General features: G+C 70.6%; 11 protein-coding genes and 1 pseudogene. 5 read left to right on the top strand and 7 right to left on the bottom strand.

Features of this window, described 5'->3' with window-relative positions:
- Positions 1–171: 171 nt before the first annotated feature.
- The 5 genes from D7V77_RS22565 to D7V77_RS22545 form a co-directional block, all read right to left on the bottom strand.
- Positions 172–666, bottom strand: a complete 495-nt coding sequence (locus D7V77_RS22565) for an SRPBCC family protein (protein ID WP_120578358.1) — start codon at positions 664–666, stop codon at positions 172–174.
- Entirely contained in the window at positions 663–1,001 is a 339-nt protein-coding gene (locus tag D7V77_RS22560; protein ID WP_120578357.1) for a helix-turn-helix transcriptional regulator, read from the bottom strand. Before D7V77_RS22560 ends, D7V77_RS22565 begins: the two co-directional genes overlap by 4 nt.
- 53 nt (positions 1,002–1,054) lie before the next feature.
- Positions 1,055–1,930 carry a 4-hydroxy-3-methylbut-2-enyl diphosphate reductase gene (locus D7V77_RS22555; RefSeq protein WP_120578356.1) on the bottom strand — a complete coding sequence of 292 codons (876 nt, stop codon included), beginning with the start codon at positions 1,928–1,930 and terminating at the stop codon, positions 1,055–1,057.
- A gap of 89 nt (positions 1,931–2,019) precedes the next feature.
- A complete protein-coding gene (locus D7V77_RS22550; RefSeq protein ID WP_120578355.1) occupies positions 2,020–3,849 on the bottom strand; it encodes a M56 family metallopeptidase in 1,830 nt (609 codons plus the stop codon).
- The gene (locus D7V77_RS22545; protein WP_120578354.1) at positions 3,846–4,232 is read right to left on the bottom strand and encodes a BlaI/MecI/CopY family transcriptional regulator; all 387 of its coding nucleotides are present in this window, start codon (positions 4,230–4,232) and stop codon (positions 3,846–3,848) included. Before D7V77_RS22545 ends, D7V77_RS22550 begins: the two co-directional genes overlap by 4 nt.
- Positions 4,233–4,466: 234 nt before the next feature.
- On the opposite strand from D7V77_RS22545, the gene D7V77_RS22540 reads away from it, so the two are divergent.
- The 4 genes from D7V77_RS22540 to D7V77_RS22525 all read left to right on the top strand — a co-directional run bounded on the left by D7V77_RS22540 (position 4,467) and on the right by D7V77_RS22525 (position 8,458).
- Positions 4,467–5,606, top strand: coding sequence for a glycosyltransferase (locus tag D7V77_RS22540; RefSeq protein ID WP_120578353.1), 1,140 nt, complete (start codon positions 4,467–4,469; stop codon positions 5,604–5,606).
- The gene (locus D7V77_RS22535; RefSeq protein WP_120578352.1) at positions 5,603–6,673 is read left to right on the top strand and encodes a glycosyltransferase; all 1,071 of its coding nucleotides are present in this window, start codon (positions 5,603–5,605) and stop codon (positions 6,671–6,673) included. Before D7V77_RS22540 ends, D7V77_RS22535 begins: the two co-directional genes overlap by 4 nt.
- A gap of 67 nt (positions 6,674–6,740) precedes the next feature.
- Entirely contained in the window at positions 6,741–7,115 is a 375-nt protein-coding gene (locus D7V77_RS22530) for a DUF2256 and DUF3253 domain-containing protein (protein ID WP_120578351.1), read from the top strand.
- Positions 7,116–7,195: 80 nt separating this feature from the next.
- Positions 7,196–8,458 (top strand): trans-acting enoyl reductase family protein, encoded by a 1,263-nt coding sequence (locus tag D7V77_RS22525; RefSeq protein WP_120578350.1) that lies wholly within the window; start codon positions 7,196–7,198, stop codon positions 8,456–8,458.
- A gap of 16 nt (positions 8,459–8,474) precedes the next feature.
- Here D7V77_RS22525 and D7V77_RS22520 read toward each other — a convergent pair.
- Positions 8,475–9,470: pseudogene (locus tag D7V77_RS22520) on the bottom strand (bifunctional methionine sulfoxide reductase B/A protein); the annotation flags it as partial.
- 381 nt (positions 9,471–9,851) lie between these two features.
- Here D7V77_RS22520 and D7V77_RS22515 point away from each other — a divergent pair.
- Positions 9,852–10,187, top strand: coding sequence for a hypothetical protein (locus tag D7V77_RS22515; protein ID WP_147452124.1), 336 nt, complete (start codon positions 9,852–9,854; stop codon positions 10,185–10,187).
- Positions 10,188–10,317: 130 nt separating this feature from the next.
- On the opposite strand, the gene D7V77_RS22510 is transcribed toward D7V77_RS22515, so the two are convergent.
- Positions 10,318–11,823, bottom strand: coding sequence for an FG-GAP-like repeat-containing protein (locus D7V77_RS22510; RefSeq protein WP_158624464.1), 1,506 nt, complete (start codon positions 11,821–11,823; stop codon positions 10,318–10,320).
- Positions 11,824–11,925: the final 102 nt, after the last annotated feature.

Genomic DNA, 11,925 nt, shown 5'->3' with positions numbered 1-11,925 from the left:
AGCGGGTGGAAGGTACGACGGATTGAAGGGTGGGAGGGATGTGCGGCGCGCACCACTCCGCGCCGCCGGAGCATCCGGCAGCGGACCTTTGCGTGTGCGGAATCCGACGGAGCTCCTGCTGGACCCAGGGGGAGCGGGAGGCCCGGAGCCTCCCGCCTTTGGGGCCCTGCCTCAGTTGGGCCGCGCGAGCAGCTTGTCCAGCGCCGCGTAGCTCTCGTTGAGGCCCTGCTCCATGCCGGAGCCGACCATGCCCTGGAGGTCCTCCACGGTGTGGAACAGGGAGATGTTGACGAGCTTGGTGCGGCCGTCGCCCAGGTCCTCCAGCGTCATCGTCTCCACGGTCACGTGGCCCGGCATGCCGTCCCATTCGAAGGTCTGCTCGATGCGCTCCATGGGCTTCACCTCGCGGTAGCGGCCCTCGAAGCCGTGGGTGCCTTCAGGCGTGTGTTCGACGAAGCGCCAGTGGCCGCCGCGCTGAACGTCCATGCGCTCGACGACCACCTTGTTGCCCCGGCCCCACCACTGGGAGACGAGCGCGGGGTCGGTCATCGCCTTCCACACCCGCTCGCGGGGCGCGTTGAAGATGCGTTCGATGCGCAGCTCCCGCTCCGCGGTCTGGGTGACGATGGCCTTGTTGGGGGATGCACTCGCGACTTGGGTCGTCATGGCGTTCCTTTCGTGCGCTCGAGGAAGTCCTCGAGGTTGTCCAGGCGCTGCTCCAGCATGGTCCGGTATGTGGCCATCCACTTCGCCACGTCCTCCAGTCGCTTCGGCCCGAGCTTGCATTGGCGGACCCGTCCGACCTTCTCCGTCGTGACGAGCCCCGCCTCCTCCAGGATGCGCACGTGCTTCTGGAAGCCCGTGAGCGTCATCTCGAAGTGTTCGGACAGGCTGCCGATGGACGTGCCGGTCCCTCCCCCCAGTCGCAGGAGGATGGCCCGGCGCGTCGGGTCTGACAGCGCCGCGAATGTACGGTCGAGGGCGGCTTGAGACTGAACCATTTGGTTCAGTGTTAAGGCCTGACGCTCCAAACGTCAAGGCCCCCGGTGCCTGGCTACTTGCGCTTCTTGGACATGGAGCGGACGAAGATGGAGTCGATGCCGTGGATGCGCATGGAGACGAAGTCATCCGCGGTGGCGTTCTCGTAGCCCGCGTCGCGCATCTCCTTCACGAACGCGGGCGTGACGCCGTGGATGCGCATGGCCACCAGGTCATCCGCGCCCAGGTCCTTGAAGCCCAGGCTTCGCATCTCGCGGACGAAGTCCGGTGTCACGCCGTGGATGCTCATGGCCAGGAGTGAGTCGAGGGGCAGGCCCTTGAATCCCATCGCCGCGAGGCCCTGGATGCGCTCCGGCGTGACGTTGTGGATGCGGCAGCTCACCAGTTGCTCGATGGTCAGCTTCGGGTAGCCCTCGGCCGCCATCGCACGGACGTATTCCGGGGTGACGTTGAAGATGCCCACCTGGACCAGCTCATCCACGGTGATGACTTTCTGGCCCACCGCCGCGAGCGCCTGGACGCGCCGCGGGCCGACGTTCACGCTGGCCAGGAGGAATTGCTCGTCCGTGTCCGGCTTGGGAATGCCCAGCTCCCCGAGCTTCTTCGTGAAGCTTGCGTCCGGGGTGAAGCGCCAGGTGCCCACGCCCTGTCCGTCCTTGAAGCGGCCCTCGAAGTCGAACGTGCCCGCTTCACGCACCAGCTTGAAGGGGGCGCTGCTTCCTTCCGCCGTGGACAGCCCCTGGAAGTCGGCGAGCGGCGCGGAGAAGCCATGGTGCGAATCAGGACGGTCCTTGGGCTGCAATGACAGCTGCAACTGCTGCTCCTTCACGTACGCGCCCCACGTGCCGGTGCGCTGGGCCTCGGCGGCGAGGACGGGGAGGGTGAGGAGCATCACGACCAGGGTGAGCCACGGAGACAGGCGCGACGTCATGACGGCGACTCCTTTTCGGCAAGGCGCGGCCCTTCCGCGCGCTCGGGATGGAGCGCGCGGTGGGGCCGCTTGGGAGAGGAAGGGAGGGGTTACTTCCGGGACTTCTGCATGCGGCGGATGAAGTCCGCGTCCACGCCGCCGGCGCGCAGGCGTACCAGCTCATCCACGGTGGCGGGCTTCACGCCCGCGGCTTCCAGTTCGCGCAGGAAGTTGGCGTCCACGGACAGCGCGCGCAGCTGCATGGCTTCATCCAGCGTCAGGTTCGCGAAGCCCGCGGCCTTCAGCTCGTTGAGCCACGCGGCGTTGATGCCCAGTGCCTTCGCGCCCAGCAGGTCGTCGGAGTCCTCCTTGCCGAAGCCCAGGGCCGCCATCTGACCCAGCCACTCCGGCGTGACGCCCAGGTGCTTCATGGCCACCAGCTGCTCGGCGGGGATGGAGCGGCCGAAGCGGTCCGTCATGGACTTCGCGTAGTCCGGCGTGACGCCTGCGTGCTGGAAGCCCACCAGCGTGTCCACCGTGGGCTCGTAGCCCATGGCGGTGATGCGGTCGACGACCTCCGGCGTGACGCCCGCGATCTTCAGTGCGACCAGCTGGTCCACGCTCAGCGGATCCACGCCCACGCGGGTCTTCTCGTCGGCATCGTCCGACTCCTTGCTCGCCGCGCGGGCCTTCTCCTTCGGGGACGGCGCGGGGTTCGGAGCTGGCGCGACGACCGGCGCGGGAGCGGGGTTCGGAGCAGGGGGCGCCGCGACGACCGCGAGCACCGGAGCCGCGACCGGCGCGGGCACGGAGACGTGGAGACGGGGCGTGGCGCTGACGACAGGAGACGCCAGGGCCTTCGTCTCCGGCGCCTTCACAGGCTGCACGGCGAGCGCCGTCAGCGGCACCGCCAGCGCCAGACTGCTGGCCAGCGTGACAATGGAGACCCCCGCCGCCCAGCGCGACGAGCACCGTGACGTGGGCGCCACCACCAGCCGCCGCACGCGGTCCTTCAGCGAACCGCCCAGCGCGGACAGCGCGGGACCGCTGGCGTCCATGCCCTGCAACCGCAGCGCTTCCAGCGCGGTGAGCGCTCGGGCGTAGGGGAGGGCGCCGGGGCCATGGCGCACCGCGAGGTCGTCACAGCAGTTCTCGCGCTCCACGCGGATGACCTGGGACATCCACCACACGGCCGGGTGGTAGAAGAGCAGCGTCTCCACCAGCGTCTGCACCATGTTCACCGCGAAGTCGTGACGGCGGATGTGGGCCAGTTCGTGGGCCAGCACCAGCTCCAGCTCTCGCACGGCCAGCCCGGTGAGCGTGGCGGTGGGGACCAGCACCACCGGCTTCAGCCAGCCCAGCGTGGACGGCACATCCAACTTCGACGACACCAGCAGGCGCACTGGACGCGTGAGGTTCAGCCGCCGCGCCAGCACCTCCAGCCGCTGCTGCCATTCCCACGACGCGTGCACCGCCTCGTCCACCTGCCGGCGCAGCCCCATCCAGCCCTTGAGCAGGCGCAGCGACGACGCCGCCACGCCCAGGCCCCACGCCAGCACCAGCCAGGGCAGGTGCTCGCCCACCTGCTGGAACACTCCATCCAGCCGGGGCAGCGTCGCGGTCTCCTTCATGTGACGCGGAGCGGGCAGCTGCGTCAGCGCGGATGTTACCGGGGCCGCCATGGGCGTCACGGTCCGCGGGACGGACGCCGTGCTCACCACGGGACGGGATTCCACCGCGCGCGAGGCATGCCGCCACGCGGTGGCCACCGGCAGCGCCAGCATGATGCCCAGCGCGCCGCACGCCAGCGCGTAGCGCAGGTTCGCCGAACGACGGCCCACCCACCGGAGCGCCAGCGCCAGGGCCACCGCCACGAGCGCGCCCTGCCACACCAGGTGCACGAGCGCCCAACCCACCGCTTCCAGGATGAGACCGTTCATGACTCCGACTCCTTCTCGAGCGAATCCAGCAGCTGGCGCAGCTCCGCCAGCTCCTCCGGGGACGTCTTCTTCGTGGACAGGGCCTGCAGGGCGAGCCGCGCCGGGGAGCCGCCGAACACGCGGTCCATCAGGTCGGTGACCAGCTGCTGCTGGGTGCTCTCCCGGGGGAGCCGGGCGCTGTAGACGTGCGCGCGCTGGGACTCGTCGCGCGTCACCAGCCCCTTCTCCGTCATGATCTGCATCGTCTTCAGGACGGTCGTGTAGCCGCTCCCGTCCTGGAGTGTCTCGTGGACCTCGCGCACCGTGCGCGAGCCCCCGTCCCACAGCACCCGCAGGATGGCCAGCTCGGCATCCGTGGGTCGCGGCAGCTTTCCTCGGCTCATGGCTTCCTCTCTCCTCACCGCTTCCTACGCATAGTTATACGAACGATTTCGTAGGTGTCAACGAAGCCCTTCGTACTTCGCGAACAAGGGACCCTGGAGGGAGGGGAAAGGGCGTCCCCGAGGGCTGACGCCCAGACAAGCCATCAGGGAGGGGTGAACCGGACGGCGGGGTGTTTACCGTTTTCCCGACCGGGCCATGGCCACGCGGCGGGGAGCCCGAGGAGTCGTCCATCGATGCGTGTCATCCTCTTCTGTCATTCCCTGCTGTCGGACTGGAACCATGGTGACGCCCACTTCCTGCGCGGGGTGGTGACGGAGCTGGCCGCGCGAGGCCACTCCGTGCGCGTGTTCGAACCCGAGGACTCGGGGAGCTTCCAGTGCCTCTTGGAGGAGCCCCACGGCGTGGCCGCGCTCAACGAGGTCCGCGCCCTCTATCCGCACGTGCGTCCGGAGCGGTACGCGCCCGACACGCTGGACCTGGAGGCCGTGCTCGATGGCGCGGACCTGGTGCTGGTGCACGCCTGGACGCCGCCGGACCTGGTGCGCCGTATCGGAGTGCACCGCCGTGACGGCGGCCGCTTCCGCCTCCTCTTCCACGACACCTTCCACCGGAGCGTGAGCGCGCCGGAGGTGATGGCCGGCTACGATCTGTCCCGGTACGACGGGGTGCTTGCCTCCGGAGACGTGCTCCGGGACCTCTACCTGGAGCGGGGCCGGGCGCGGCGGGCGTGGACCTGGCACGAGGCCGCCGACGTGCGCGTGTTCCACCCGCACCCGCGCAACCGCGAGGTGCGCGACCTGGTCTGGGTTGGCAACTGGGGGGACGACGAGCGCACGAAGGAGCTGCAGGAGTTCCTCGTGGAGCCGGTGCACGCGCTGGGCCTCACCGCGCGGGTGCATGGCGTGCGCTATCCGGTCCCCGCCCTGCGGGCCCTCTTCGACGCCGGCATCGAGTACGCCGGTTGGCTGCCCAACCACCGAGTGCCCCTGGCCTTCTCCCAGGCGCGCGTCACCGTGCACATCCCCCGGCGGCCCTACGCCACGCTGCTGCCCGGCGTCCCCACCATCCGCCCCTTCGAGGCGCTGGCGTGCGGAATCCCGCTGGTGTCCGCTCCGTGGGAGGACTCGGACGGGCTCTTCACCGCGGGGAAGGACTACCTCGTCGCCCGGGACGGGGCGCAGATGCGGCGCCACCTGTCCGCGCTGGTCGCGGACGCGGAGATGCGGCACGCCTTCGCGGAAGCCGGCCTGCGCACGGTACTGTCGCGGCATACCTGCGCGCACCGGGTGGAGGCGCTGCTCGTCTTCTGTCAGGAGCTGGGGATGTCCGGCGACGTCCTCCACCCGCTGTCCTCGGAAAGAGTCCTCGCATGAGCCGTGGCCTGCGCTTCGCCTTCTTCGGTTCCAGCCTCGTGTCCACCTGGTGGAACGGCGCTGCCACCTACTACCGGGGCCTGCTGCGCGCCCTGCACGCGCGCGGACACCAGGTCACCTTCTATGAACCGGATGCCTCCGGCCGGCAGGAGCACCGCGACCTCCAGGGGCCGGACCAGGCACGCGTCGTCGTCTATTCCAACAACCTGGGCTCGGTGGACGAGTGCCTGGACGACGCCTTCGGTGTCGACGTGGTGGTGAAGGCCAGTGGCGTGGGCGCCCTCGACGCGTATCTGGATGCGCGAGTGCTGGAGTTGCGCCGCTCCTGCACGCAGGTGGTGTTCTGGGACATGAGCGCGCCCGCCACGCTGGAGCACGTGGCGAAGGACGCCCACCATCTCTTCCGTCAGCTCATCCCGCGCTTCGACCACATCCTCACGTCCGGCGGCGGCGCGCCGGTGGTGAACGCGTACCGCGAGCTGGGCGCGAAGCATTGTGTGGCCATCCACCCCGCGGTGGATCCGGACACGCACCGCCCCGTGGCGCCTGAGTCGCGTTTCGCCTGCGACCTGGCCTTCCTGGGCAACCGGTTGCCGGACCGAGAGGCGCGCGTGGAGGCCTGCTTCTTCAAGGTCGCGGAGTCGCTGCCCCGCTCGCGCATGCTCCTGGGCGGCAACGGTTGGGAGGAACGCGTCGTGCCCTCCAACGTCGGGCGCCTGGGCCACGTCTACACGCAGGACCACAACGCGGTGAACAGCTCGGCGCGCGCGGTGCTCAACCTGCACCGCGACAGCATGGCGCGCTTCGGCTTCTCACCGTCCCCGCGCGTGTTCGAGGCCGCGGGCGCGGGAGCCTGCCTCATCACCGACGCCTTCGAGGGCGTGGAGCAATTCCTGGAGCCCGGCCGCGAGGTCCTGGTGGCCCGCTCCGGTGAAGAGGTCGCCGAGCACGTGAAGCGCCTCACCCCGGAAGACGCCCGGCGCATGGGACAGGCCGCGCTCCGGCGCGTGCTGGCCGAGCACACGTACGCGCACCGCGCCGTGGAGGTGGAGGCGGCGCTGGGCTGACGCATCCCGGTCATCGACGTCGGCGGGGGTTGAATCCCGGCGTGGCGGGACGCATCGATGGGAGTGCATGACGTCCCCTCCGCCTCCCAAGCCCTGCGCCGTCTGCGGCCGCGCCATCACCTGGCGCCGCAAGTGGGCGCGCGACTGGGAACAGGTGCGGTACTGCTCGGGGGCATGCCGGGGGACGCGGACCCAGGCGCGGGACTCCCCGTGGGAGGCGCGCATCCTGGAGTTGCTCTCCCAGCGGGCAGGCGGCGCCACCGTGTGCCCCTCCGAGGTCGCCCGCGCGTCCGGCGGCGAGGACTGGCGTGCGTGCATGGAGCCCGTGCGCGAGGCGGCGCGCAGGCTCGTGGCTCGCGGCGTGCTGGACATCGTCCAGGGGGGCAGGGTGGTGGAGCCCTCCACCGCGCGCGGGCCCATCCGGTTGCGCCTGCGCGCCTGATGTGGTGCCCCGCACAGGGCGTTCACGGGCCGTGGAATCGCGCTTGCGCTCACATGGAGGGTCCGGCTACGCGCCGCCCCATGGCCCACGACAAGAAGCCCGCGTTCGACATCATCCTGTGGGGCGCCACGGGATTCACCGGCCGCCTGGTGGCGGAGTACCTGGCTCGCAACCAGGAGACGCACCGCGCGAAGTGGGCCATCGCCGGGCGTGACGAGGCGAAGCTGGATCAGGTCCGCTCGGAGCTGGTGAAGGTGCGGCCGGAGTTCGCGGACCTGCCGGTGGTGCTCGCGGACGCGAAGGACTCGGCCTCGCTGGACGCGATGGTGGCGCGCACGCGCGTCATCATCTCCACCGTGGGCCCCTATGCCCGCTACGGCAACGAGCTGGTCGACGCCTGCGTCCGCGCCGGCACGGACTACTGCGACCTGACGGGCGAGGTGCAGTTCATGCGCAGGACCATCGACGCCCACGACGCGCGGGCGCGCGAGACGGGCGCCCGCATCGTGCACACCTGCGGCTTCGACTCCATCCCCTCCGACCTGGGCACGCTGATGGTCCAGGACTACATGCGTGAGAAGCACGGCGGCCACTGCGACCAGGTGCGCTTCCACCTGACGCGCATGCGCGGCGGCTTCAGCGGCGGCACCATCGCCAGCATGATGGACACCCTGGCGGCGGTGAAGGCGGAGCCGGCCCTCAAGAAGGTGCTGACCAGCGCCCACGCGTTGGACCCTGAGCCCTCCCGAGGCACGAAGGAGGAGCGCGACCTGGCCACGGTGAAGAAGAGCCCGGACACGGGCACGTGGACCGCGCCCTTCGTGATGGCCTCCGTCAACACGCGCGTCGTGCGGCGCTCCAACGCGCTGCTGGGCTACCCGTGGGGCCGCGACTTCTTCTACTCGGAGGTCTCCGACTTCGGTCCCGGCCCCAAGGGTCTGGCGCTCGCCGCGGCGACCACCGCGGGGCTGGGCGGGTTCATGCTCCTGTCGAACGTGGACCCCGCGCGGGAGCTGTTGGAGAAGCACGTGCTGCCCGCGCCGGGCGAGGGCCCGTCCGCCACCGTGCGCGAGCGAGGCCTCTTCGAGGTGCGGCTCCTGGGCGAGGGCCAGTCGCCCAAGAGCGGCCAGCGCGTGAAGGTGGAGGGCAAGGTCGCGTCGAAGGGGGACCCGGGCTACGCGGCCACGGCGCGCATGCTGGCGGAGTCCGCGCTGTGCCTCGCCTTCGACACCATCCCCAAGCGGGGCGGCGTGCTCACCCCCGCTTCCGCCATGGGCATGGTGCTGGTGGAGCGCCTGCGCAAGGCGGGCATGACGTTCGAGGTGCACGACCGCGCCGCGTGAGGGCGAGGCGGGGCGCTCAGTCGCGCAGGTAGTGGCAGGTGTAGCCGCCGGGGTTCTTCACCAGGTAGTCCTGGTGGTAGCCCTCGGCGGGCACCCACTCGCTGGCGGCGGTGATTTGCGTGACGACGGGCCGGGACCACTTGCCGGACTTGTCCACGCGGGCCTTCACCGCCTCCGCCGTCCGGCGCTGCGCGTCCGACAGGTAGAAGATGGCGGAGCGGTACTGCGAGCCCACGTCATTGCCCTGGCGGTTGAGGGTCGTCGGGTCGTGCATGCGGAAGAACCACTGCTCCAGCAGCGCCTCGTACGTCAGCAGCTTCGGGTTGAAGACGACGCGCACGGCCTCCGCGTGCCCCGTCTTGCCGGTGTGCACGTCCTCGTAGGTGGCGTCCTTCTTCGAGCCGCCCGTGTAGCCGGCCTCCGTGTCGATGACGCCCGGGATCTTCCGGAGGATGTCCTCCATGCCCCAGAAGCACCCGCCCGCCAGGTACGCCGTCTCGCGAGTGGCCTCCGTGGGGACCGTCGCCTTCGCCAGCACGACGGCGCCCGCGGCGGGGGCGAGCGCGCCCTGGGGTTCGCTCGGGGCCGCGCGGCCGAAGGTGGCCAGCCACGCGCCATAGCCCTTCGAGGCCAACTCGTTCACGGGGATGAAGCGCAGCGACGCGGAGTTGATGCAGTAGCGCAAACCCGTGGGCTTGGGCCCGTCCTCGAAGAGGTGGCCCAGGTGCGAGTCGCCGTCCTTCGAGCGAACCTCCACGCGCTCCATGCCCAGGGTGCTGTCGCGCTTCTCCACCACGTGGGCCTTGTCCAGGGGGCGGGTGAAGCTGGGCCAGCCGGTGCCGGACTCGAACTTGTCGCGCGAGGAGAACAGCGGCTCGCCGCTGACCACGTCGACGTAGAGCCCTTCATCGTGATTGTTCCAGTACGCGTTGCGGAAGGGCGGCTCGGTGGCCTCGTGCTGCGTCACCTGGTAGGCGAGGGGGGACAGGTTGCGCTTCAGCTCCGCGTCGGACGGCTTCGTGTACGCGCGGCCGTCCTGTGGCGGGGCGTACGCGGTGGCCGCGGGCTTCTCGCCGGGCGGAGCACCACGCGCTTCGGTGCACGCGCTCAGGGCGGCGGCGAGCACCAGCAGGGCGGGCCACAGCCGGTGCGCCACGGGCCGCGGGGTGGGAGACGGCACTGCACGGGCGGACGACATGGGTCGCGAAGCCTCCGGGCGCCGTCGGAAGAAAGGGCGCCATTCCAACTTACGCGCGACACCGGGGAATGGTTACAGCGGGGCCACGATGGCCTGCCGGCCGGGCGGGCCTCTCCGTGGCTCGCCGGAGGGCCGAGCAGTGGCCGGCGGGGGGCCGGAGGCGCTACGGTTCTAGCGAAGACCGGGAGGGAACCGATGAGCCGGGAACGCGGGCCGCGAGGTCCAATCGGGCGGGTGACGGGCATCTCGCGCGCGGAAGGCGCCAGCGTCATCCTTCGCATCCGGGCCCTCCAGAGCGTGGAGGGCGCCGCACCGGTGGCGGAGCGCAACGCGCCCCAGCGCTCCTTCGCGGAGGTGATGGAGCGCCAGGCACAGGGCCTGAACACCTCGGAGCCCCTGCCGTTTCCCGTGGCTCCCAAGCCCCTGCCGCCGCCCGTGCGCGGTCACGAAGACGAGGAGTTGATGACCGCGAAGCCCGCCCCCGACACCTTCGTCGGGCTCATGTGGTCCAAGCTGAAGCGCCCGCGCTGAAGCGCTCCAGGGAAGGCGCTCCGGCCGGACCGCTACCACCACGTCGCGGCGAGCCTGCCCAGGGACACGCGGTCCAGGCTCGCCACGTCGTTGGCTGAAGCGCTCCAGGGAAGGCGCTCCGGCTGGACCGCTACCACCACGTCGCCGCGAGTCCGCCCAGGGACACGTAGTCCTGGCTCGCGGCATCGTTGGCGGAATGGGGGTCCTCGGGGACGCTGAGCGTCCGCGTGGCGGTGATGCGGTAGGACAGGCCCACGCTGGAGCGAGGCAGCGGCGCGGAGAACCGCAGGAGGGCGGTGTCGCCCACGGCCATCGGTCCCACCTCGCACTGGAGCGTGCCGGCGGCCATGAGGCAGTCCCGGGTGCTGGCCTGGAGGCCCGGAGGCAGGGCCACGGTGATGACGGCCCGGTTCAGCGGATCCGGCCCGTGCTGCGTGACGGTAAGCGTGTAGTCGATGCGCGGCACGGACACACCCGGCCTGGGGACAGCGGTGAGCGTCACCTCCACGTCCGCGGAGGCCGCGGCCCGAAGCACGGACACGTCATGGCTCCGGGTGTTGGCGGTGACGACGTCCGGCTTCAGGTCGCCGTCGAGCAGGCCCACCGCGAGCGCCGCGGGGCCCTCGCCGGTGGCCAGGCGCGTGGGCGCGCCGAAGGAACCGTGGCCCTGGCCGGGCAGCAGGGACACGGTGTCCTCGTTGAAGTTCGCGGTGATGAGATCCGGCATCCCATCGCCGTTGAAGTCGCCGGCCGCGACGAAGTACGGCCCGCCCTTCACGGCGAAATCCACGCGCACGGGGAACGTACCGGCGCCTGTGCCGCGCAGCACGGACACGCTCTGGCCCCGGAAGTTCGCGGTGACCACGTCCAGCTTCCCGTCGTCATCCACGTCCACCACCGCGACGGAGTAGGGCGCGTTGCCCGTGGCGAAGTCCATGCGCGGCCGGAACGTCCCGTCCCCGTTGCCGAGCAGCACCGACACCGTGTCCACGAAGTTCGCGGTGACCAGGTCCGCCATCCCGTCGTGGTTGACGTCGGCCACCTTCACCGCGAATGGGTTGGTGCCGGCGTTGACATCCTTCTGATGCACGAACCGTCCGGAGCCCCGGTTCAACAGCACCGACACGGAGTCGTCGAGCGAGTTGGCCGTCACCACGTCCAGGCGTCCGTCGCCGTCCAGGTCGCCCACGTCCACGGCCGAGGGCTCCGCGCCCACGGAGTGGTCGGTCCGCGCGCCGAACGTCCCATCCCCGCGCCCCAGCAGCACGGACACCGTGCCTCCGAAGTGGCTGGTGACCGCGTCCAGGTGGCCATCCCCGTTGAAGTCCCCTACCGCGACCGCGCCGGGCAACGCCCCGGTGGGCCGCTCCATGCCGGGCGCGAACGTTCCGTCCCCCAGGCTCCGCAACACGGACACGGTGCCCGCGGTGTGGTTGGCCGTGATGACGTCCAGACGCCCGTCCTCGTCGAAGTCGCCCAGCGCCACGGCGCGAGGCCCCATCCCCGTGGGAGAGGCGCGAGGCGCGTCCAGCAGCGGCTGGGGTGCAGTGGCCGCCATCCGCGGCAGCGCCATGGCAATCAGCACCGCGGCGCTGAACAGCATCACTCCCGCATGGGCCATTCGTGGGTGTCTCATGTTCATCCCCCTCTTCATTCACGATTCACGGCCCTGAACCGGCAAGGCCGTATGAACACGGTTTCCGTGACATCCCCGTGTGGTGTTGAAGAAGTAAGAAGG

This window comes from Corallococcus sp. CA041A (assembly GCF_003612075.1).
In the GTDB taxonomy this organism is placed as follows: Bacteria; Myxococcota; Myxococcia; order Myxococcales; family Myxococcaceae; genus Corallococcus; species Corallococcus exiguus.
The sequence above is the reverse complement of the archived record's forward strand: the minus strand, read 5'-3'. Positions and strand labels throughout refer to the sequence as shown.